At 41.8% G+C, this 24,498-nt stretch carries 18 protein-coding genes; 8 read left to right on the top strand and 10 right to left on the bottom strand.

All coding sequences use genetic code 11. From position 1 onward, the window contains the following. Window positions 1–85 precede the first annotated feature (85 nt). Entirely contained in the window at window positions 86–1,018 is a 933-nt protein-coding gene (gene crtE / locus V7K30_RS14155; RefSeq protein ID WP_335000115.1) for a geranylgeranyl diphosphate synthase CrtE, read from the top strand. A gap of 276 nt (window positions 1,019–1,294) precedes the next feature. Then, the gene (locus V7K30_RS14150) at window positions 1,295–1,750 is read left to right on the top strand and encodes a divergent PAP2 family protein (RefSeq protein WP_335000113.1); all 456 of its coding nucleotides are present in this window, start codon (window positions 1,295–1,297) and stop codon (window positions 1,748–1,750) included. Window positions 1,751–2,025: 275 nt separating this feature from the next. Here the strand turns inward: V7K30_RS14150 and V7K30_RS14145 are convergent, their stop codons facing one another. From V7K30_RS14145 to V7K30_RS14130, 4 genes are all read right to left on the bottom strand, one after another. Further along, window positions 2,026–2,691: a hypothetical protein gene (locus V7K30_RS14145; protein ID WP_335000111.1), complete on the bottom strand. Its 666-nt coding sequence runs from the start codon at window positions 2,689–2,691 to the stop codon at window positions 2,026–2,028. A 243-nt stretch (window positions 2,692–2,934) separates the two neighbouring features. Continuing rightward, entirely contained in the window at window positions 2,935–3,264 is a 330-nt protein-coding gene (locus V7K30_RS14140; protein ID WP_300421040.1) for an MgPME-cyclase complex family protein, read from the bottom strand. Between the two features lie 64 nt (window positions 3,265–3,328). Continuing rightward, entirely contained in the window at window positions 3,329–4,048 is a 720-nt protein-coding gene (locus tag V7K30_RS14135; RefSeq protein WP_335000109.1) for a SnoaL-like polyketide cyclase, read from the bottom strand. Window positions 4,049–4,418: 370 nt separating this feature from the next. Then, a complete protein-coding gene (locus V7K30_RS14130) occupies window positions 4,419–5,144 on the bottom strand; it encodes a pyridoxine 5'-phosphate synthase (protein WP_335000107.1) in 726 nt (241 codons plus the stop codon). A gap of 127 nt (window positions 5,145–5,271) precedes the next feature. On the opposite strand from V7K30_RS14130, the gene V7K30_RS14125 reads away from it, so the two are divergent. From V7K30_RS14125 to V7K30_RS14100, 6 genes are all read left to right on the top strand, one after another. Beyond that, on the top strand, window positions 5,272–5,415 hold the full coding sequence (locus tag V7K30_RS14125; RefSeq protein ID WP_335000105.1) for a hypothetical protein: 144 nt from the start codon (window positions 5,272–5,274) through the stop codon (window positions 5,413–5,415). Window positions 5,416–5,808: 393 nt separating this feature from the next. Then, entirely contained in the window at window positions 5,809–11,682 is a 5,874-nt protein-coding gene (locus V7K30_RS14120; RefSeq protein ID WP_335000103.1) for a trifunctional serine/threonine-protein kinase/ATP-binding protein/sensor histidine kinase, read from the top strand. Window positions 11,683–11,905: 223 nt separating this feature from the next. Continuing rightward, a complete protein-coding gene (locus V7K30_RS14115; RefSeq protein ID WP_335000101.1) occupies window positions 11,906–12,541 on the top strand; it encodes a Uma2 family endonuclease in 636 nt (211 codons plus the stop codon). Window positions 12,542–12,627: 86 nt separating this feature from the next. Then, window positions 12,628–13,392, top strand: coding sequence for a Uma2 family endonuclease (locus V7K30_RS14110; protein ID WP_335000099.1), 765 nt, complete (start codon window positions 12,628–12,630; stop codon window positions 13,390–13,392). A gap of 171 nt (window positions 13,393–13,563) precedes the next feature. Next, a complete protein-coding gene (locus V7K30_RS14105; RefSeq protein WP_335000097.1) occupies window positions 13,564–13,773 on the top strand; it encodes a type II toxin-antitoxin system HicB family antitoxin in 210 nt (69 codons plus the stop codon). Continuing rightward, window positions 13,770–13,991, top strand: coding sequence for a type II toxin-antitoxin system HicA family toxin (locus tag V7K30_RS14100; protein ID WP_335000201.1), 222 nt, complete (start codon window positions 13,770–13,772; stop codon window positions 13,989–13,991). The genes V7K30_RS14105 and V7K30_RS14100 overlap by 4 nt, the downstream gene beginning before the upstream one ends. A 95-nt stretch (window positions 13,992–14,086) precedes the next feature. Here V7K30_RS14100 and V7K30_RS14095 read toward each other — a convergent pair whose 3' ends face one another. The 6 genes from V7K30_RS14095 to V7K30_RS14070 form a co-directional block, all read right to left on the bottom strand. After that, entirely contained in the window at window positions 14,087–16,603 is a 2,517-nt protein-coding gene (locus tag V7K30_RS14095) for a caspase, EACC1-associated type (protein WP_335000095.1), read from the bottom strand. 30 nt (window positions 16,604–16,633) lie between these two features. After that, entirely contained in the window at window positions 16,634–17,011 is a 378-nt protein-coding gene (locus V7K30_RS14090) for a hypothetical protein (RefSeq protein WP_335000093.1), read from the bottom strand. 259 nt (window positions 17,012–17,270) lie between these two features. Further along, on the bottom strand, window positions 17,271–17,444 hold the full coding sequence (locus tag V7K30_RS34240; protein WP_442941063.1) for an ABC-2 family transporter protein: 174 nt from the start codon (window positions 17,442–17,444) through the stop codon (window positions 17,271–17,273). 71 nt (window positions 17,445–17,515) lie between these two features. Continuing rightward, the gene (ilvD, locus tag V7K30_RS14080; protein WP_335000091.1) at window positions 17,516–19,201 is read right to left on the bottom strand and encodes a dihydroxy-acid dehydratase; all 1,686 of its coding nucleotides are present in this window, start codon (window positions 19,199–19,201) and stop codon (window positions 17,516–17,518) included. Between the two features lie 223 nt (window positions 19,202–19,424). Next, window positions 19,425–20,198, bottom strand: coding sequence for a calcium-binding protein (locus V7K30_RS14075; protein ID WP_335000090.1), 774 nt, complete (start codon window positions 20,196–20,198; stop codon window positions 19,425–19,427). 809 nt (window positions 20,199–21,007) lie between these two features. Continuing rightward, on the bottom strand, window positions 21,008–24,130 hold the full coding sequence (locus V7K30_RS14070; RefSeq protein WP_335000088.1) for an MFS transporter: 3,123 nt from the start codon (window positions 24,128–24,130) through the stop codon (window positions 21,008–21,010). Between the last annotated feature and the right edge of the window lie 368 nt (window positions 24,131–24,498).

Here is a 24,498-nt window from a genome sequence, read left to right as displayed (position 1 = left end):
TCCTAATTCTTCATTTTTTCAGCCCCACAGCACCTTAAAATTGTGACGTGTAAGACAAAAATCCCAAAATGTCAGGAATTTAAGAATGGTAGCAACTGATAACGTTCAAAAGACACCACCAGAGGAAGCCACGTTTAACTTAGCAGTCTATCTCAAAGAGCGACAAAAGCTTTGTGATAATGCTTTGGATCAGGCTATCCCCATCATTTATCCAGAAAAGATTTATGAGGCGATGCGCTACTCGTTATTAGCTGGAGGCAAGCGTGTACGTCCCATTCTTTGCCTTGCTACCTGTGAAATGATGGGTGGAACTATCGAAATGGCCATGCCAACGGCTTGTGCTGTGGAGATGATCCACACAATGTCATTGATTCATGACGACCTCCCAGCGATGGATAATGACGATTACCGTCGTGGGAAGCTGACGAATCATAAAGTCTATGGCGAAGATGTGGCGATTTTAGCTGGGGATGGCTTGTTGGCTCTCGCTTTTGAGTTTGTTGCCATTGAAACCCCCCAAAGCGTTAAGAGAGAGCAAGTCTTGCAGGTGATTGCCCGTCTTGGTCGGGCGCTAGGGGCAGCTGGTTTGGTTGGCGGTCAAGTTGTCGATTTAGAGTCGGAAGGTAAATCAGATATTTCCTTAGAAACGCTAAATTTCATTCATCAACACAAAACAGCCGCTCTTTTGGAAGCTTGCGTAGTTTGTGGCGGGATCATAACTGGGGCATCACCGGAAGATGTGCAGCGACTGACCCGTTATGCTCAAAATATTGGGCTAGCATTCCAAATCATCGATGATATTCTGGATATCACTGCTACTCAAGAGCAATTAGGTAAAACAGCTGGTAAAGACCAAAAAGCGAAGAAAGTTACCTATCCCAGCCTTTGGGGGCTTGAGGAATCTCGCTCAAAAGCCCAAGAGCTAGTTAAAGCAGCTTGTGTGGAATTAGAACCATTTGGAGAGAGAGCCAAACCACTCCAAGCGATCGCTCATTTTATTACCACCCGCAATAACTAGTACCGCTTTGCGGAGTTAGGAATTCTTATCCCGCAAGCGTTTCATTGATTTGGAATGGGTGGTTTATTTATCCAATGCTGTACTACACCGCCCAGCGGAATTCAAAATTCACTCATTCAAAATTCCAAAAGCTTATCAGGTAAGCTTTTGGGCTATTTTGAATAATTGGTCTGTTTCCGCGGTGATGTACTAGGTTAATTTTCGATTTTGGGTTGAATCTAAATGTTTCCTCAACCAACAACTGCTGCTAATATTTACTAACCTAACCAAAATACCATGCAGGACATAGGCAACATTTTAGACAACCGGGTGCTGCTGGTTGCTCTGGTAGCTTGTTTAATTGCTCAAGCACTAAAGCTCGTAATCGAGATCATCAAACATCGCAAACTGAATGTGCGTGTTTTGGTGACAACCGGAGGTATGCCCAGTGCCCATTCAGCTTTAGTTACAGCTTTAGCTGCTGGTGTAGGGCAAACACTGGGTTGGGCATCTCCTGATTTTGCCGTTGCGATGATTTTTGCCATCATCGTCATGTATGATGCAGCCGGAGTTCGCCAAGCGGCTGGTAAGCAAGCTCGTATCCTTAATCAAATGATTGATGAATTATTTCATGAAAAACCAGACTTTAGCCAAGACCGTCTGAAGGAATTACTCGGACATACACCAGTTCAGGTAATAGCTGGGTCAGCTTTGGGTATAACCATCTATTGGTTATCTAGGTCTGCTTATTAAGCTACGGCAATGAATCTTTGTTTTAGCGTCTATTTATTATTGGTAACTGGTAATTTGTCAACCAATTTTGGATTTTGGATTTTAGATTTACCCCACGAATAAATTCACTAGCTCTGAGGATTTTGGATTTGTTCCACAAATAAATATGTTCAATTTAAACCTTTTTAAATTTTAAATTTTGAATTTAAAATCCAAAATTTAAAATCTAAAATTCGGTCAGTTGACAAATTACCACCCTGGTAGTTCGCATCAGTATGCCAGCAAACTTAATATCACTATAACCGCACAGTTGAGCGCAGCAGAATCACCTTACGACTATCTACTATGCTGGCAACAAAACCGCCATTGTTCAGCTTCTGCAATGTGTTGTATGCTTCAGTTTGGTTAGTGGTATAAACTGCCAACAAGTAAGGGCGTTGTCCATAAGAAACAAAACCTACATTACCTCCTACTGCTTGCTGCACACTAGTGACTAGTTCTGGACGATTGTAATAATCTACCAGCACTGCATAACCCTCTCCTAAGGCTTGAGGATTATAGCTGACTGTCTGCTGAGGTGGCTGTTGCTGTGCCTGCACATCTGGCGTTGTTGGTCGAGTGGTAATTATGGCAGACAAGCCAACAATATTGCTGACATATCTCGCCCAGCGATTGGCATCATCAATTTTGTTAAAGCCCCCGACTCGCGTCACAGTTTCGTTGAGATATTTGCAGGTGATGGTCTTAAGTTCAGGTGGTAAGGCACTACGCAACTGCTTTTGATTATTTGCTGTGGGACTGACTACCAATAAAAGATACTCACCCGCCTTTGGTGGTTGACAAAGGGGAATGGCTTGTTGGGCAAAGACAGAACTCATGCCACCAATCAACCCTATGTAAGCGAAGGTCGTCGTAGACATCGCTAATCCTAAAACACTTGGTAAAGTCTGAAATCTATGCACAAAAGTTAGATTATGTAAATCAAGGTGTCTTAAAAGATTTTATAAGAAAAAAGCTGAAAACCTAGCGACTTCAGTATGGGGATAAAATTAGTGTAAAAAAATATATTTTTTTATTCCTAAATAAAATTAGGGATTAAGGATTGGGGACTTAAGAAGGGAATGGGGTACAGGTTACAAGGGATAGATTATTCTCTATTACCTGTCACTTGTAACCTCTTCCCTAACCAATACCCAATGCCCAAATTAGGAAACAGTAGCAAGCGATGCCAAAGCGTCCGGTATTGTTTCAGAAGGAGCTTGAAATTCTCCAGTGATGACGTACTCTAAACGCAGTTTTAACCAAGTAATAAATTGGGGATTAGTGGAAATAATCGCTACTGCTGGTTGAGGACACTTCGCCTTTAGCTCTGTAAACTGCGGTGTTTCCAAGAAAGCTGGTTGCTCAACCAACCAAAAATCTATTTGTTTTTCTTGTTCGTGGTAGTGACGAGTGCGTTCTTTGATAACTTCGTGTATCGGTTCTTCTTGGAGAAGAAAGCGTTGACTAGCCAAAACGTAATAGTATGTTTGCATTTTCATCCTTTGGTTGCTATGTGAATAATTTAAGGGTACAGATGTAACACTGTACCCTTACGAACTAACTTTTTTGGAATTTCTTGAACCAAGAACTGAACGGACAAGCACTTCCCTGGTTTTCACCTTTTGTGTGTTTGCCACCAGATGTTAGCTTTTCCAAGAACAGACTATTGTCAAAGTAGTGTTCTAAGGAAATAACCTTCAAGTCATCGGTAACTTTGGCAATGCTTATGCCGATAATTTCTACTGTCTCTCCAGTCGGTGCATGGTCTTTGTATTCTCCGTTAAAATGTCCCCAATGCCGCCATTTGAATGTGACATTTGGTGGCCCTGAGTAAACTTCCACCACTTCCCAAGGAAATCCTTGGGGAAATGTTGTTTGGAAGAGTTTTGCGGATGATTCAAAGGTTTCTTCTGAAGCCTTGTAATGTTCTGAATCAGCCATAAATAAATTGTAAGTACCTTGGGCTGATAAATCTGCTGCTGTGTATTCTACTCCGCCATTGCTACTCACACGAAACTTGTCATTCACAATAGATAACCACTCTTGCGGGTTAGCTTTGAAGGATACCTCCATCTCTAAGGTTCGCACCAAGTTTTGCACGATCGCTTCCAGTGTACCTTCAAGGTGATTGTAGATACTTTCTTGGGCAAGATTCTCTTTTGAACGGGAATAATCAGGCGGTGTCTGATAGCGCCACTCGACACCAGTGCTTTCTGCTATCACCTGATCCCGATCCTGTACCCAAAGCGGCAGGTCGTTAGATTGTGTTGCGCTCATAGAAGTTTTTGCTGAAGATTTGATCCCAATTTCTAGATTTCGCAGTGACAACCCCTCTTTTAAGACCTACGGTGTACACACAAGTCGAAAAAAGCTCGATTTCTCATTTCTCCTTGTTCTCTCGTTCCCATGCAGAGCATGGGAATGGTTGATTAGAGGCTGCTGCCTCCAGTCAGATATTGAGTCAGAGACTCAATGAATGCATTCCTCATGCAGAGCATGGGAACGAGTCAAGCCTAATCAAGCTAGGTTTTTAGGACTTGTGTGTACACCGTAGCTTTTAAGACACGGGAGTGGGGAGCAAGAATTTTAGATTTTAGATTTTGGATTTTAGATTGAAATTTAATCCAAAATCCAAAATTGAATTGCCCTATGCCCCATGACCTCTTATCGCTTGTTTCATCTCGCGGACTGCCCTTTCTATACCTACTAATACAGCCCGACTGATGATGGTATGACCGATGTTCAGTTCTTCCATGCCTGGAAGCGCAGCCACCGGATAGACGTTCCAGTAGGTAAGTCCATGACCAGCGTTGACTCGCAATCCAGCTTGTATCGCTTGTTCACACCCTTTCGCTAATATGGCTAGTTCTCGCTGGCGATTTGTTTCATCCTTAGCCTCAGCATATTGTCCGGTGTGCAATTCAATAAACTGCGCTTGCACCTTGACAGATGCTTCGATTTGTGTTGGTTCGGCGTCGATAAATAAACTAACTGGAATGCTAGCGCTTTGCAATTTATCAACTATCTCACCTATTCTAGCAATTTGACCGATAATATCTAGTCCGCCTTCTGTTGTGACTTCTTCGCGCTTTTCGGGGACTAAAGTCACGTAATCTGGTTTGATATCGAGAGCGATCGCTAGCATTTCATCTGTAGCGGCCATTTCTAAGTTAAGATGCGATCGCACTGTTTGCCGCAACAGTAGCACATCCCTGTCTTGGATATGCCGCCGATCTTCGCGCAGATGCACCGTAATCCCATCTGCACCCCCTAATTCTGCCAGCACTGCCGCCGCCACGGGGTCTGGTTCTACCGTCCGCCGTGCTTGCCGGATGGTGGCGATGTGATCAATGTTAACGCCAAGTGTAAGCACCCCAAATTTCTCCCAAATCCACAGTCCTCAGAACTTGATTTTACCGGAAATCTTGCAGCATTTTCGATCAGGCAACTAGCCTGCCTCCGAATCGAAGTGCGATTCGCTAATAGCCCAAGTCCACTTAATGGGACTTAAACACGACTTGGAACAATGTCTGCATCAGTGGCAGAATTTCGGCGCGATCGCAGTCAATTCTATACCAAAAGAGGAGACAACGTTTGTGGTAACTTTACCACTCCAAGCTGGAAGAGTTGCAAAACTTCAGTGACTGTTAAAAAAAGCTAACTGTTGGGAAAAATACTTTTATAGGACTTACGCGCTGGACAAAATGACTTTCATGTGTTTAACCAGATTCGGTTGTTTCAGACTATTGTCCACGATCTTTAGATCACTAGCGTAGTAGTCTACCAGAGAAACTTTGCGGGGTTTATGGTAAGAAAATCAAATTCTTTTCTCCCCCTGCTTCCCCTGCCTGCCTTCACCCGTCATTTTTGGGTTGGTCGAGTAATAGGCTAGGCTAGCAAAAACCGTAGACATCACTGGCTAATAGTGAAAAAATCAAACTTGAATGCCTGAAAATCTCTACCCATATTTAGTTATTTATGCCAATACGTGAGTCCTATTTTAATAATAAGTTGAGCTTCAAGAAGAGTTGATACAAATGAATACAGCAGTTGAGCCGATCATCCAAATTCCAGGCTATCAAATTAGTGAACAACTTTATACAAGCTTTAGAACCCTGGTTTACCGGGCAATTCGAGAGATTGATGAACTTCCGGTGATTATCAAACTGCTCCACCAAGAGTATCCTAACTTCAGCCAACTGCTCCACTTCCGCAACCAGTACACCATTGCCAAAAATATTGACCTACCTGGTATTGTGCGTCCCTACAGCTTGGAACCTTACCGCAACAGCTATGCTTTGGTGATGGAGGATTTTGGCGGCATTTCTCTCCGAGATTGGATGAATAAAAAAATGGAGAGCAACCAATATACTTTGACAGAGTTCTTAGATATTGCGATCGCTCTGAGCAATATTCTTGACGGACTCTATCGCTATCGGGTTATCCACAAAGACATCAAGCCTGCCAACATCCTGATTAATCCCCAAACCAAGCAAGTCAAGTTGATTGACTTTAGCATTGCCTCTCTTTTACCTCAAGAAACCCGCGAAATTCACAGTCCTAATGTCTTAGAAGGGACTCTCGCCTACGTTTCCCCGGAACAAACCGGGCGGATGAATCGCACAATTGACTATCGCAGTGATTATTACTCCCTCGGCGTTACCTTCTTTGAACTGCTTACCGGACAGCTACCCTTCCAGTCTAATGATCCGATGGAGTTGGTTCACTGTCATATTGCCAAGCAACCGGATCAATTCAAAAATAAGGAGATTCCCCAAGTCCTTTATGACATTGTAATGAAGTTGATGGCGAAAAATGCTGAAGACCGCTATCAGAGTGCATTAGGGCTGAAATTTGATTTAGAAAAATGTTTGTCTCAATTGCCGGAAATTGGCTCGATTAAATCCTTTAAATTAGGTGAACGGGATATTTGCGATCGCTTCATCATCCCAGAAAAACTTTACGGTCGCCAAGCCGAAGTTCAAAGTTTACTGGATGCTTTTGAGGGAGTCAGTCAGGGAAGCACTGAAATTATGTTGGTAGCAGGCTTCTCTGGGATTGGCAAAACTGCTGTGGTTAACGAAGTCCACAAGCCAATTGTGCGACAACGGGGTTACTTCATTAAAGGTAAATTTGACCAGTTCGGGCGCAACATCCCCTTCTCTGCCTTTGTGCAAGCCTTTCGAGACTTAATCGGGCAACTGCTGAGTGAAACTGACGCTCAATTTGAGCAGTGGAAGTACAAAATTCTCTCTGCTTTGGGTGAGAACGGACAAGTGATGATTGAGGTGATTCCAGAACTGGAAAGGATGATTGGTAAACAGCCTCCTGCGCCGGAACTCTCTGGGAGTGCAGCCCAAAATCGCTTTAATTTGCTGTTTTTGAAGTTCACTCAAGTCTTCACTGCACCAGAACATCCATTAGTAATCTTTATTGATGATTTGCAATGGGCAGATTCTGCTTCTTTAAAGTTAATCCACTTGTTAATGAGCGAAGCTGACATCGGCTATCTACTGTTAATTGGTGCTTATCGAGATAACGAAGTCAACCTAGCACATCCGCTGATGCTGACTTTGGAAGAGATTCAGAAGTTAGGCGTTACAGTTAATACGATTACCTTAGCTCCCCTTGATCAGATTTCTATCAATCATTTGGTTGCAGATACATTGAGCTGCTCCTTAGCGTTAGCCGCACTGTTAACAGAGTTAATATTGAGCAAAACCAAAGGCAATCCTTTCTTCAGTACCCAGTTTCTCAAAGCGCTACATCAAGATCAACTAATTACATTTAATTTTGAGGGTGGTTATTGGGAATGTGATATTGCTGAGGTGCGATCGCTCGCTCTTACCGATGATGTAGTAGAGTTTATGGCACTTCAACTTCAAAAGTTGTCAACAGAAACTCAAGAAGTTTTGAAATTAGCGGCTTGTGTGGGAAACCAATTTGATTTAGCGACATTAGCGATCGTCTATGAAAAATCCTACGGGGAAACAGCCGCAGATTTTTGGAAAGCTGTACAAGATGGGTTGATTATTCCTACCAATGAAGTCTACAAGTTCTATCATCAGGAAAGTAATAATATAACTATTGCTCTTGCTCAAGCAGATACTTCTGGTCAACTGTCAAGTTACCGATTCCTCCATGACCGTGTTCAGCAAGCTGCCTATTCCCTGATTCCTGAATCTCAAAGAAAAGCTACTCATCTAAAAATTGGGCAATTACTCTTAAACAATACATCGCCGTCAGCACTTGAAACCAGCATTTTTGATATTGTTAATCAGTTAAATGAGGGAATTGACATAATTAATGAACAATCCCAAAAAATTGAACTTGCTCAACTAAATTTAATTGCTGGTAAAAAAGCCAAAGCTTCTACTGCTTATAGATCAGCCGTTAAATATTTCACATTAGGTAGAGAATTGCTAATAGAGCAAAGCTGGGAAAGTAACTATAAACTCACATTCACATTATATCGAGAATCTGCGGAGTGCGAATATTTAACTGGCAATTTTGAGCAAGCAGAGAGATTATTTAATTTTGCATTAAATCATAGTAAAGATAAGTTTCAACAGGCAGATATTTATAGAATTCAGATGTACCTGAAAATGACTCAGGGTGAAAATATTGAAGCTGGCTTTGAAGCTGGGCTGAAAGGTTTGAGCATCATGGGGATGCATCTGCCAGTCACTTATGAAGAACAGCAAACTGCTATCGAAACTGAACTTAAAGAATTAAAAGCTAAACTTGCAGAAATTCGCCCAGCAGATTTTTTCGATCTGCCTGAGATGATAGATCCACATAAGAAAGTCTGCATGGGTCTTTTAGCCGACCTTTGGGCAGCAGCTTATATGGGAGGAGATCAAAACCTTACTTGCTTGATTCCTCTATTAATGATTAGTTTATCGTTGAAGTATGGCAATTCAGAAAGCTCTGGTTTTGCTTACTGTCTGTATGGAATGAGTCTGGCAAATCAAGGTAGTTATCAAACTGCATATGAGTTCGGTACATTAGCACTAAAACTCGATCACCACTTTAATAGCAGTGAATTTATCCCTAAGACTAATAATATCTTTGCACATACGATAAATCCCTATAATCAGCATTTAAAAACGAATTTGCAAATTTCTCAACAATCATTCCAAGTAAGTCAAGAAACTGGAAATTTGGTGTTTGGTGTTTGGGCGGTTTCGTTTCTGATTTGGGCGATGTTAATTAAGGGCGATCGCCTCTCAGATGTCTATACGGAAACGGAGAAATATCTGAGCTACGTGCAGCAGGTGAATGATGTCAATATGCTGTATGCATTTACTTTACAGCGGCAGTTTTTACTAAATTTACAAGGTATATCTAAAAACACCGATTTATTAGATGATCGCAATGGCGAAGATATTCCCTATATAGAAGTTTGGAGACAGAAAAATAACTTTGAGCATGGAATTAATTGGTACTGCTTTCTCAAAATCCAATTGTCGTACCTTTATGGTCGCTATGCAGATGCCGTTAAAGCAGCAGAAGAAGCTGAGAAAACCCTTGGCTGTAACTCTGGTTTCTTTCCAATTATTCAGTATCATTTCTATTATCCACTCAGTTTGGTAGCCCTATATCCCAATGCGACATTAGAGAAGAAAAAGCAGTATTGGGAAATTATTCAAGAGCATCAACAAACCCAGAAAATCTGGGCGAATAATTGCCCAAAAAACTTTCTGCATCGATATCTATTATTATCTGCTGAAATGGCAAGAATTTCTGGCAATTATATGGATGCAATCGAGTCATACGATCGCGCCATTGCTAAAGCTAAAGAAAACGAATACGTCAACGAAGAAGCTCTTGCCAACGAACTCGCAGCCAAGTTTTATTTAGAATGGGGCAAAGAACGCATTGCCCAAGAGTATTTGATTAATGCTTACTATTGCTACACTCGTTGGGGCGCTAAAGCCAAAGTCGATGACCTAGAACAGCGTTATCCACAACTGTTAGCCCCCATCTTACAACAGACGCGCTCGCCACTCACGCCCAATGAGACGATCACAAATATTGATAGCATTGCTACCTTGCACCCAAGCATTAATAAATCAGTAACATCTAGCAGTAGTGCATCAGTAATGCTAGATTTAGCAACAGTTCTCAAAGCCTCTCAGACTCTCTCCAGTGAAATTGAACTGGATAAATTACTTACGAAGCTACTGCAAGTGGTGATCGAAAATGCTGGAGCAGATAAGTGTGCATTACTACTGCTCAAAGAAGGTAGATTGGTAGTTGAGGCGATCGCTCAAGTTGGGCAACAATCAACCGTGCTACAGTCCATTTTTGTGGAAGATAGCGCAGACGTTCCCCATAGCCTAATTTACACCGTCAAACGCAACCTGCAACCTACCGTCATCCTTGATACAACACTGCATTCAGTGCTGATAGCCGACCCCTACATAATTCGTCAGCAACCCAAAAGCTTGCTGTGTACGCCGATTCTGTATCAAGGCAAACTGTTGGGGATTTTATATTTAGAAAACAATCTTACTACTGGGGCGTTTACAAGCGATCGCGTCGAAATTCTCAATCTGTTATGTATTCAAGCTGCAATCTGCCTGGAAAACGCCCGACTTTATCAACAAGCACAAGATACTCTAAAAAACCTGGGACAGACGGAACAATTCTTGCGGTTAATTATTGACAATATCCCCCAGTCTGTTTTCTGGAAAGATCGTAATAGTGTTTATTTAGGCTGTAACCAGAAATTTGCTCAAATTTATGAGAATGGAGTGCTTGAAAATGTAATCGGTAAAACAGATTACGAATTTTCTTGGACTCGTGAGGAATCAGATTCTTTTGTAGAGTGCGATCGCCGCATTATGGAGTCTGGACAAGCTGAACTCAATATTATCGAAACCGTGCAGAAAGCAGACGGAAAAAAAATCTGGTCGAATACAAATAAAATTCCCCTAAAAGATAAAGAGGGAAACGTTTTTGGCATCCTTGGCACATCTGAAGACATCACCGAACGCCAGCAAGCACAACAATTGCTGCAACAGCAAAAGCAACAATTAGAACAAGCTTTGCAAGAACTCCAAACGATGCAATTGCAATTAGTGCAAGGTGAAAAAATGTCTGCCCTTGGTAATCTAGTGGCAGGTGTTGCCCATGAAATCAACAATCCTGTCGGCTTCATTGCCGGCAACTTAGAACCAGCCAAAGATTATATTAAAGACTTGTTTGGACTAATTAAGCTTTATCAACAGAAGTTTCCCAATCCCGGCTCAGACATTGAAGATGAAATTGATGCCATCGACCTGAATTATTTACGCGAAGATTTGCCTAAATTGCTGGACTCGATGAAACTGGGCGTTAATCGTATCCGCAGTATCAGCATTAGTCTGCGAACCTTCTCCAGAGCAGATAAAGATTATAAAGTTCCCTTTGATATTCACGAAGGCATTGATAGCACTATTCTGATTCTCAGACACCGTTTAAAAGCTAACGAAAACCGTCCGGCAATTGAGGTGGTCAAGAATTATGGCAAACTACCCCTAGTGGAATGCTTTGCTGGACAACTTAATCAGGTGTTTATGAACTTGTTAGCAAATGCCATTGATGCACTTGAACAATACAATACAGAGCAAGGTCTGGAAGCCATTCTAGCCAACCCCAATTGCATCACCATTCAAACCTGTGTAGCAGACTCAGGTCAGTATGTTTTGATTAAGATTGCCGACAATGGGGTAGGGATGTCACTGGAGGTGAAGCAACGAGTATTTGACCATTTATTCACCACCAAGCCTGTAGGAAAAGGCACAGGATTGGGATTAGCGATCGCTCGTCAAATTGTGGTGGAAGGACATGGCGGTGCGATCGATGTAAATTCCGTAATGGGACAGGGGACTGAGTTTGTGATTACGTTGCCGATGCAAACATGATTGCTGCAATAACTGTAAGCTGCGCCCTACTCATGCTCAAAGGCGATATGCTTTAAGAAAGTTGATTCGTAAATTCAATCTGCTAAGTCAGTGCGTAGAAATAAACATAATACCCAGATTCCCGACTTCTCACAGAAGTCGGGAATCTTCTCCAGAGCGTTTTATGTTTAATTAGTTAACTTTCTTATACACAATCAATACTACATCAACTCTCTGAGGTGATATGCTTTTAAAACTGCAACAAATCATCGTTAAACCTGGTCAACAAATGTTACTCCAAGATATTAGTTGGCAGCAGTTAGAAAATATTTTAGAAGAAATGGGAGAGAAGCGTGCTGCACGTATTTCTTATAGTCATGGCTGGTTAGAAATTATGGTTTCTCTACCAGAACACGAAAAAGATAAAGAATATATTGGTGAGTTAGTAAGAATTTTATTAGATAAACTCCAAATTGATTTTGAACCTTTTGGTTCCACAACACTTAAAAATGAGCGAATGCGGCAAGCAGTAGAACCAGATACCAGTTTTTATATTCAAAATCAAGCTGCTATCATTGGAAAAAATCGCATTGATTTAAATATAGACCCACCACCAGATTTAGCAATCGAAATTGATATTACTTCTCGGAATCGATTTGAAAATTATGAAATTTTGGGAGTTCCTGAACTTTGGCGACATACACAACAAGGGTTAGAAATTTATTTGTTAAAGGGAAAATATATAAAATCTGAATATAGTCCTAATTTTTCTAATATTCCAATTGTTGAATTAGTCAATGAGTATGTTCAGCAGTGTTTAACAATTGGGAGAAGTCAAGCTATGCGTAATTTTCGAGATTGTGTGAAGAATAATTTATAACCATTTGTAATCTGTACGCCTTAATTCAACAAGCTCTCAGCAGATTATGATAGAAATCTAAGGCTTTCTGAGAAAGGCGATCGCTCATGACTACTGAGAAAAATCCAGCAGCCATTGTGGACTGGGAACCCCCCATGCCCCCTACAGATTTAATTTTTGATGATGGTGAACCCTTGGAATCAAATCGCCACCGGATTGCTATGAATGTCCTGATTCGGTCATTGCAACAAGCTTGGGCTGATCGCAATGATTTCTTCACTGGGGGCAATATGTTTATTTATTACAGCAGCACCCAAGTTCGTAACCGTGATTTCCGAGGCCCAGATTTCTTTGCGGTGCTGAATGTTGACGGTAATAACTCAAGACAAGGTTGGGTAGTCTGGGAAGAAAATGGTCGTTATCCTGATGTAATCGTAGAATTAATGTCACCATCTACCGCAGCAATAGACAAAGGTATTAAGAAAAACCTTTACGAACAAACTTTTCGCACCTCAGATTATTTTGTCTATGATCCTTTTGACCCTAATTCTTTGCAGGGGTGGCATTTAGATGATAATCAGCAATATCAGCCTTTGACACCAAATGAGCGTGGGTGGCTATGGTGTAAGCGTTTAAGTTTCTGGTTGGGGACGAGTGAGGGAACAATAGACAGAGAAACAGCAGTATGGTTGCGGTTTTACGATGTGGCTGGAAATTTGGTTTTGTTACCAGAAGAAGCCGCAATTGCACAAGCGGATGCAGCGGTTGCACTAGCAGAAGTTGCTGCTGCAAGAGAGGAAGCCGCAGTTGCACAGGCGGCTCGTTTAGCGGCTAGATTAAGAGAACTAGGGGAAAATCCAGATATGTTGTGAGATATTTTAGCTTTTTTGATTTCTGCAAACCGCACATTCGTGACTAGATTTTAGATCCTCCTAAATCCTCCTTAAAAAGGAGGACTTTGAGAAGGTTTCCCCCGATAATCGAGGGGATACAACCGGAGACTTTTCAAACATCCTCTAAGACTTATTTTGTAGGAGTAATAGATGAAACGGCAAGTAATTATTTATCCAGGAGAAGATGCTTACTGGGTAGCTGAATGTCCTAGTTTACCTGCTTGTATCAGCCAAGGGAAGACCAAAGAAGAAGTTGTTGCCAACATCAAGGAAGCTATAGAACTATATATTGAGGTTTTAAAAGAAGAAGGTCGGCCTATTCCAGAAGATCATCTGGAAACTGTTTTGGTCGATGTATAAGGAAGTTACCGCTCGTTTCTGGTCAAGAGTGCATTAAAGCTTTGGGAAAGGCTGGTTTTTATATTTTACGACAACGTGAAAGCCATATTATTGTACGTCGGCATGAGCCATTTGCTGAAGTCGTTGTTCCCAATCATCAAGAATTAGATAAAAGAACTTTACGAGCAATTATTAGACAGGTTGGGCTGAGTGTTGATGAATTTATCGAGTTGCTATAAGTTAAATATGGGATGCGATCGCTATTTTTAAATATCAGAATGAGTCAGTGCGTAGTTTACCGCCGTAGGCATCGCTATTAAGTAAAGCTGCAAAATTAAGGTTTAATCGGCACAAACTCATATTTATCAGTGCCAGGTTTTTGTTGAATTTTGACTAAGAAAATGGGATTGTTTTTGCGATCGCCTGATGCTAAAAACTGAATCTTTTCCGTTGCACCATCGACTGAAAAATCTGGACTGTGCAGCACCTTTTGCAATTCATCGCGTTTGTTGGTTCGTTGTAAACCTGCGATGATCGCCAAAGTTGCATCATAAGCCGTAGCTGTTCGCCAATTCACAGTTGCACCCCAAAGTTTTTGGGCTTTTTGCGGAAAGATGTTATTAGGAAATGCTGCTGGATACCAAGGTGCAGAGATTATCAGTCCGTTGATACCTCTGCCCTCCTTTAAGGTTTCGTCAGTGAAAAGTGTAGGACTACCAAATACAGTCAACTCCCCTTGATTAGATTGTACCACCGCTAGACCTTGCTTTATTTTGTCTACATAAAGACCTAACACCAAGGCATTAGCACCGCTACGTACAGCTTGAGAAATGACAGCACTAGGGTTAAAGTCACGGGCAGAAATATCGCACTCTGTAGAATTAATCTGACCGCCAGCAGCCTTTATCGCTTTAACAAACTCATTGTTAAACGATTGATTATCCATCCCTTGGTAATCAACACAGATAAGAAAATTGGTTTTGCCCGCTCTTGTAATAGCGTAATTAGAAACGCTATCTGCTATGGATTTAACACTAGGAGCAGTGCGGAAGATATAATTGCCAATACTGGTAAGATTTTGGGCATAACTGGTGGGAGATATCATCACTAACCCACCTTTTTGATACACTGGGGCTGCGGAGATGGAAGCATTACTAGAATTATGTCCTACGACGGCAAAGATGCTGGCATCTTTGACAAAACGACTGGCAAGCTGTACAGCTTCACTTGGATCATTATCATCATTAGCGATCGCTACCTCTAAAGCTTTGCGATTAATATCACCACTGTTATTCACTTCATCTTGAGCTTGAGCCACACCGCGTAATATCTCTTTTGCTACATTTGGGTTTGTACCAATGGGTACGCTCACAGCAATTTTAACGTGTTCTGCTTGCTGACGAGCCTTAGCGTTATTCAAGTAAATCAATGTTTCTGGGTCTGTAGGATTAGCTTGACGGGATGAATTGAACTTATCAATAGCAAGCGGACAATCACCATTGAAAAATGCTTGCACTCCAGCTTCTTTATCTGGGTTCGTATCTTGTTTTAATAGAATTTCTTCACCCAAGCTAATTCTGTCATTCAAGCTATACGTCTCTTTAGTACAGGTAGATGTTACTGCAAGTGTAGATACATTTTTATGCGTAAAAAAATATACTGAATTTCGTCCAAGTAATAACCCAATTATTCCGATAAGACAAGCTCCTATACAGTATTTCAAGTTGCTATTTTCGTGATCCGAACCCGAATGCGTGCCATCTGACGGAGACGTACGGCTAAGTGCCAGATGGGCAATAATTATAGGAGCTTCGATTAAAGCTATATCTTCATCTCTAAGTCCTAAGTTTTGCTGAACACGTTTCAAATTAGCGCGAGTTCTATCGCTCAAAGGAAACTCTTTTTTAATCTCGTCACTGAACGCTAGCTCATATCGCTGCAATTTTATCTTTTTGTTTTCGATAGGTGCTAAAACCTGAGTTTCAATTGCAGCAGCGTGTTCATGTGAAAGTTGCAGCGTCTCTTGTAATGCATCCAATGCAGTGCGACCAGCAACATAAATTTCACCGTTACCCGCCTCCACCCAAAACTCAACTTCTCGACGATATGTAAGCATGGGATCATTGCTTGGTGCTTTCGCAAGTTTAATTTTGTGGCCTCCTCTGATAGGATAAATCTCCGGTTTCATCGCTGGCGTACTTTCTTGCACCTTCTTGGCAGCATATTCATGCAATTCATCAACAGAAATCCAACCATCTTCATCCTGATCTGCTACACCAGTCTCCAGACCCTCAACTATGTAACGGGTGTAAGTTGAAGTATCTGCTCCTTGCTGTTCAAAAGAATATTGGGTTGAAGTCGAAGATGTAAGAACAGCCCGTCCTTCTCCACCCAATTGGTTCTTGACATCCACAAAACCATCATCTCTTGCTAGCATACCCTCGGCAAAAGCACCACTAAAGCAACAATCAAGAATGACTACCTCGCGTTTAGAGCGGCTATTGCTCATAACGTCATGCACAAAGTTAGCTGGAACTGTTGTGGACTTAAGTAATGTTTTGCTAGTGTTGCGGGTAGCGAAGTAAAGCTTACCACTCTCATCTTTAATGCCATGACCAGAGAAAAATAACAGCACGAGGTCATCTTTTTGACGATTGTCAAACAAAGTTTCTATGGCTTCCTCCATCTTATGCCGTTGAGGATTTATCAGCAGTGTTACCTCATCAAAACCGCCAATCTCTGGGTGCAACAAAACTCGCTGCATTGCCTCCACATCTTTTGCCGCCGCAGGCAATGGAGTAAGACCAGGTTCATACTCACTGACTCCTATTAGCAGTGCTACTTTCGCCATCTCTTTATTCTTCCTTACTGGTGGAATTTCTTAGTTACCTGTGACAAACTTTTGAGCTTGTTCAATGGCCGCGGCTAATTCTTTCTGACTGCTAGCTTTAACTTTGAGTTTTTTGCCGTTAGCTTCGACTTCCAATTCAATGGTTTTGTTACCCAAGCGATCGCCCAAAAATCCCAACAATTTCTTAAAATTGGCAAGGCTCACCTCTGTCTGCAACACTCCCACCAGAAAACCGCCAACAGACTTGGCTTCTTTGGGTATTTCTGTAACTACTACGAGTTCAGCACTTTCCACATCTAAATCTTTGATTTCTCGCAGCAGATTTCGCGTTTCCCGTTCTTGCTCTTCTGCATCTAAGTCTGGATTAGAAAGAGCGATCGTCAGTTTGACGTTAGATTCAAAACTCATTTTGTACCCTTTTCGGTTTTAAGCAGTTGACTGTCAACTATATTTCCGTGATTTCTCTATTGACATCATAGCTGCTATGTAAATTTCCTGAAACTTCTTCAAGATTTTTATAAAAACTCATAAAGTTTAAGTAAAATTACTAGGAATACGAGTACCGCTCCTCTCTAACTCGAAGCACTAGTATAAAATAGCAAAGCAAATCGCCAAAACCAGGTGGAAACAAAAACAATCCCACTGCCAATATTGCTGCACCTATCAGTCAGCAAACTTCATTAAGACCCAGCATCACTTGCACTGGTACAGGAGTTAAAAAAGCTACTGGCATCACAAAGATAAAGATGAAGAAAAAGCGGTAAGTAGCAGTATAAGCTGCGATCGCATAGCATCTAGCTTCCAATAATCCATGTACGCAGCTATATCCTGTATTCCGCACTTTGAATGAATTGGTTGGCCTACACTGACCTGATGGTACAGTGTAGGTAGTTCACATCATGATCAGGTTAATTAAAACAAGTCTAAGTCTGTCACAGCACCAATACTGCTAGAAGATACCAATTTGGCATATTTCGCCAATACGCCTTTAGTGTAACGCGGAGCGGGAGGTTGCCAGTTGGCACGACGACGAGCCAATTCTTCTTCAGATATATTCAACTGCAAGAGGCGTGCAGGTGCATCAATAGTAATACTATCGCCTTCTTCTACAAGAGCGATCGCACCACCAACTGCCGCTTCTGGAGCAACATGACCAACCACCATGCCGTAAGTACCGCCAGAAAAGCGCCCATCGGTAATTAATCCCACAGCATCACCTAAACCAGCACCGATAATTGCTGAGGTGGGAGCCAACATTTCTCGCATTCCAGGGCCGCCCTTCGGCCCTTCGTAGCGGATGACTAGAATATCACCAGCTTGAATCTTCCCGGCCAAAATTGCATTTAAACAGGCTTCTTCCGATTCAAACACCCGTGCGGGACCGGTAATTACTGGTTTTTTCACGCCGGTAATTTTGGCGACAGCCCCTTCCGTTGCCAGATTACCTCTAAGAATAGCTAAATGTCCTTGGGGATACATCGGGTTATTCCAAGTCCGAATCACATCTTGGTTGGCGGATGGTTCTTCTGGGATATCTGCTAATATCTCTGCAATTGTTTGACCGCTGATGGTGAGGCTATCAGCGTGTAATAAATCATGCACAAGTAGCATTTTCATTACTTGCGGAATGCCACCAGCTTTGTGCAAATCTGTAGCTACATATTTACCACTTGGTTTTAAATCACACAAAACAGGAACACGGGCACGGATAGTTTCAAAGTCATCCAGGGTTAACTCTACATCAGCGGCGCGGGCGATCGCTAAGAAATGCAATACTGCATTCGTCGAACCACCTACCGCCATAATCACAGAAATGGCATTCTCTATAGATTTGCGGGTGATAATTTGCCGGGGCAAGATTTGTTTGCGGATAGCTTCGACTAACACAAACGCTGATTTTTCCGTGCTGTCGGCTTTTTCGGCATCTTCTGCCGCCATTGTTGAGGAATAGGGCAAACTCATCCCCAGCGCTTCAAATGCTGAAGACATGGTGTTGGCTGTGAACATTCCCCCACAGGAACCAGCGCCAGGACAAGCCCGACTTTCAACTTCTAATAGTTCCTTTTCGTCAATTTTTCCCGCACTGTATTGACCAACAGCTTCAAAAGAACTGACAACAGTTAAATCGCGTCCGTTGTAGTGACCGGGTTTAATGGTGCCACCGTAAACAAAGATAGCCGGGATATTCATCCGCGCGATCGCCAGCATTGCCCCTGGCATATTCTTATCACAACCGCCAATCGCTAGCACACCATCCATACTTTGTCCAGTACAGGCGGTTTCAATGGAATCGGCAATGACTTCCCGCGACACTAGGGAATATTTCATCCCTTCAGTTCCCATCGAAATCCCGTCGCTAATGGTAATCGTGCCAAACACTTGCGGCATTGCCCCGGCGGTTTTAATCCCAACCTCTGCCCTTTGTGCCAATTGATTTATCCCCATATTACAGGGAGTGATCGTACTGTAGCCATTGGCAATACCGACAATAGCTTTATTGAAATCTTCATCTTTAAAACCAACTGCCCGCAGCATAGCTCGATTAGGCGATCGCTGCACCCCTTGCGTCACAATTTGGCTTCTTAAATTCTCTGACATCTTTTTTCCTTCCCTGGCATCATCGCTTGTATTGCGATTGTATTACCTGATTTTCTCATGTATACGCGGCGCGATCGAGCATGAGAAATTGCTGTTAAGTTAGAAATCAATTTGCATAATAATCACTATAAAAGGGAGAGGCAAGTTTAACTTACCTCTCCCCGCGACTGTTCAATTATCAGAATTCTGCCTCCTGCCTTATTTTCAAGGCAGGTCTCTTAAATTAAAGGATAATGTCGCTTGCCACTACTTGTGGTGCTCCTGCAAGCTTAACCTCAAACTCAGGCGACAGATTTCCACCAGTGTTAGCTTGAAGAATACCTCCTGAATAACGGAGCTGACCGGGTGCAGTGAATGCGTTAGCGCCAATGAAAGTGAAGGCTTGGTTGCCCGCTATAGTGGAGTTGGCGTCGATGGTATATAGATCTATTTGATCACCTGCCAACTTTCCGTTTCCAACAAAGTCAGTGATAACATCCCGTGAAGAACCAGCAGGACTATCTGAAACTAAGTTGAACTTGAAAATATCGTTACCTGCTCCCCCAGTGAGAATATCAGTCCCACTAGCGCCAACGAGTCTGTCATTGCCATTACCGCCAATAAGGGTATCGTTGCCAGTACCGCCGTTAAGGGTATCGTTGCCATCATCACCCTTAAGGATATCGTTGCCACCACCACCGCTAATGACATCGTTACCACTACCGCCAATGAGGCTATCTTTGCCACTACCAGCGCTAAGGACATCGTTGCCATTACCACCGTTAAGGGTATTGTTGCCATCGCCGGCGTTAATGACATCGTCGCCCAATCCGCCATTAACGCTATCGTTGCCACTACCAAAAAGAAGGACATCGTTGCCACTAGTGCCGTTAATGGTTTTGTTACCACTACCAGTGTTAAGGATATTGCTGCCGCCATTGGTGTTCACGGTAGTGATGCCGCCACTGCCGAAAAGACTACCTAAATCGATACCATCGAGACCGGTGATAGTTGCCATAATGAGCTTCTCCTAAACTTAGAGGGTAAAAAAATTACCTCGTTACTTCCCCATCAGAAAACGGCGTTGCTGATTAATAGTATGAATTTCGTTTCCCCCAAAGGCCCAAAGGAAACAGTTTCAAACATTGAATTTTTGAATTTCACACTTTTATTCAGCAACGCCGAGAAACAAGATGGAAAAATAACGAGTGGGAAGATATAACTGAACTACACCTGATTGGAACAGGTCTTTGCTGTTAAGTCTGAAGACTTGATAAGCACTGGATGTATTGATGATGTTGGCATCAAAATTGTGCCAAGAGTCATATTATATCCTTGTGCCTTATGTATTCAATGGTTCCAGTACTAGGCTGCTAGGGAACAAGCAGATTTTATCGTACGGAATTGCATCACTTTTAGGACGTTTTTACTGTATTCAGAATCACAAGACTATGATATAACCCTCAAGCCTACTTTTTTCTATCTATAAGAAAGAATAATTAACCATAAGTTTTTACTCTCGTCAGAACAAAATCTGAAAACCTTGATTAAGATAGGGTTTTTTAATCTGTATCTGAATAACAAGGTCGTGATAGTAAGTAAGTTGGTGGGGAAAAACCAAACTATGTAAAAGTATATAAACGAGCAAATAAGCTTAACTGAAGCATATTTGATAACCTTTACAAAAGTTTACATAGTCACTTTTAATAGCACCAACCTACTTACTCTGGGGGGTCGTTTGTTTTATTTATAAGAAAAAGTGGCATTCATTTGTAAAGACTGAATACCACTTTGTATTTTCTCAAAATTCCTGATGACAGAGATATTTTACCCAGGTAGAGTTATCCCAGTGACAGCGATCGCACCACCAATCGCACTGGCTGCAAGAGAAATGATAGCTGTCCCAAATAACCACCAAGCAGCATTTGCAACGGTTTTTTTGGTTTCTTGGGCTTGTTTTTTAGCTTGCTCTTGAATTGCTTTCAGGCGTTTTTGTGTTTCTTGCTGGATGCGTTCGGCTCGTTGCAGTACGCCATCCCGCGCCGCTTCTATTTGGTTGATGATCCGGTTAGCATCCTCCTGAGAAATATCCTCACGAGAACTGATAACAGCAACTAAGGTGTCACGATCAAATTGACTGAGGCGATCGCGCAATGCTTCAAATCCAGCTTGCGGATCGTCGAACACTTTAGCAAAGTCTTGCTTAATTCCTTCATAATTGAGTTCCGAACGATCCAGCGAGTTGAGATAGTTGCGAACTTTGGCAAAAACTCCATCAAGCACTGATTGCACTTTTTGCTGGATCTGCTGGAATTGTTCGACAATGGAACTGCGAACCGACTCAATTTGATCGACAATCCGGTTAGCTTCCTCTTCTGAGATATCTTCGCGTTGAGATAACAGGGACACAATTGTCGAACGATCAAATTTCGAGGCGCGATCGCTTAAATTCCCAATTCCAGCGCGAGGAGAAGACAGCAGCAATTGCAAATCGCGTTTGATTCCTTCTGGGTTGAGTTCTTCTTTGTTAGTATTACGCAGGTATTCTTCAAGATTGGCTTCAAAATCTAGAGCTTGTTGAGCAGTACGCTTGGCTAAACGTCGTGGCGCTCTCAAAATATCACCAATCGCATCTTGAGCGCGATCAATGATCTGATTAACTTGCTCTTGGCTCAAGTCTCCGCGCTGACTCACGAGTTTAACCAAGGTTTCTCGATCAACATGGGACAAGCGATCGCGCAGCGCTAAGGCTCCAGCTTTAGGATCATCGAGTAATTTTTCCAAATCGCTTCTAATACCTTCGGGATTAAGTTCTTCCAAGTTGGTATTGCGGAGATATTCGGCGATCGCTTTTGTAGTTTTTTCGTACTGTTCTTTCGCCTGCTGCGGTGCTTGCAAAATACTATCTCGGACTGCTTCTAGCTGATCGAGAGTTTGGTTTACCTGTTCTTGGCTCAAATCTTGACGCTGACTGAGCAATTGTACCAGTGTATCGCGGTCAAATTGGGATAAGCGCGATCGCAAAAGACTAATTCCGGCTTGCGGATCGTCTAGTAAGACTTTAAAATCACGTTTGATCCCTTCAGGATTGAGTTCGTCTTTGTTAGTATTCCGCAAATAGTCTTCAACTCTTTGGCGCAGTTCATCAGCTTTCGCTTTTGCTTGTTCTTGCACTTCTCTAGCACGATTCAAGATATTATCGCGGTTGTGTTCGAGTTGACTAACAATATTATTAGCTTCTTCTTCACTGATATCTTGACGCTGTTGAAGCAATTTTACAAAAGTGTCGCGGTCAAATTGCCCGAAGCGGCTACTTAAATCTTCAAAGCCAGCTTTCGGATCTTCCAATAACTTGGCAAAGTCCCGTTCAATACCTTCAGGATTGAGTTCTTCTTTCCCCGTCGAACGCAGATAATCTTCGATACGGTTGCGGAAATCTTGCCCTTTTTCTCGCGTTTGGGCCTGTTTTACAGTTTCTAAAACTTCCAGGCGATCGCTTTCCATTTGTTCGGCAATTTCTTTTACCCTGGCTTCATTAATATCATCCCGCCGCTTCAGCAAGTTGGTGAAATATTCTTGATTTATTTCTTCCAACTCCCGTCTCACAGTTGTCGGATCTGCATTTACGTCATAGATGACTTCTTTAAATTCATCTATTAGTGTAATTCGGTTAAAGTGCCAAGGAAACGAATTCAATATGTAGTCTTCTACATCTGCCTTAATTGTGTTTTCGAGTGATATTGGCAATCTTGCAGATACTTGCTCAGTTGCTTGTTCTCTAAGCTTTTGTAGTTCTTCTGTGATTTGAGCGACATCGACATCTTTAACTTTTTCTTTCAGCTTTTGCAACTGAGTTGTAATTTTATTCACATCGATATTGGAAAGGTTTACCCGATCCAGTAATGCTGGTGCAGCGGCGCTCAAACCATATCGAATAGCTTGCTTGATCACACCATCGCCATTACCCCCTCCAACTGTAACCAGTTCTTGAAGCCGTTCACCCAATTGCTCGGAATTCAGTTCTTCGGGAGTAGCAGACTTAAGTAAATTTATTACTTGTTCTGTAGGATTTTTGCGATTCAAAGCTTGTTGCCAAGCACCTTGAAATTGGTCAGCAATGCCATTGATATCTTCTTTTGAGAAATCTGCGCGGCTGCTAATTAAATCAACAAATGTTTGGCGATTAATGTTTTGCAATAGGTCGCTGTTAGCAACAGATTGCAAATCTGTATCTTTAAGAAGCTGGTCAAATTGATTACGAACTTCTTTGATATCCAGCTTTGGTAATTGCAGAGAACCTAAAGAACTTTGGAGCGTATTTTTAATACCTTCAGGATCAAAACCTGAAGTTAATTCCCGCCGAACTGCGGCTGTAATATCTTCAGCGGTAGAAACTAACTGTTTTTTCGCAGTATTAGCACCAATGCCAGCAGTTGCTGTACCCATCAGAGCTTGAAAACCAGAAGTGACAGTATTAGCGATAGAACCAATTAAAGAACCTACCGCCGATGAACCCAACCAAATTACCAGTGAGAAATAGGTAGACCAGATGACTACACCGATAATTGCTCCTAAAAATGCACTTTCGATTAAGCTAAGTTTCACTGCTAGAAAACAAGCAAAAAATAATGCAATGCTAGCGGTTATCAATACCCAAGAACCAACTTTAGCTTGAACTTTACGAATTGTCCTACCTAAACTTTCTGAGTCATCATCGGAATCTGAGTCAATTTCCCAAGATGAAATTCCGATAGCAACTGAAAAGCTTGTGAATAACAATTGAAAGGCAAATGCCATCGAAATTCCAGCTAGCAATGCCACCAAGAATTTAGGCCCAGAAAAAAGAACTGATGCTTCTTCTGGAGTTAGTACTTCCTGAGCTAAAGTTATCGGCCCTAATCCAAAAGGCAGCCCGTTCCATCCCCAAACAGTTAAAACACCTTGAAACATAGGATTTTCTCACTTGCACTCAATTAAATAAATATCCATTTATGAAATGGCTTACTTATCAATTTAGTTATTAGTTATATAATCTGATACTTTCTTAGGTAATAAGTTTATTTACCAAAAGTCATATATTACAAAAAATAAATAAATTTAATACTTTTTAACTAAAAAAATAATGTAGGTAGAAGTTAGTGATTTTGTGATAATCTAATGCAATTAAAATAAAATCTTATTAAGAAAAGTAAATTTTAGAAAAATGCATCCACAGATACGGCAGTTTTTAAACAGGTGAGGTACAGTTTCAAACTGTGGGGAAGAATATCTATTGGTGTTAATCTCAGGTAGAAGCTAGCGCTGGCAAGAGTTCTCTA

Source organism: Nostoc sp., from assembly GCF_036917655.1.
Classification (GTDB): Bacteria; Cyanobacteriota; Cyanobacteriia; order Cyanobacteriales; family Nostocaceae; genus Nostoc.
The sequence above is the reverse complement of the archived record's forward strand: the minus strand, read 5'-3'. Positions and strand labels throughout refer to the sequence as shown.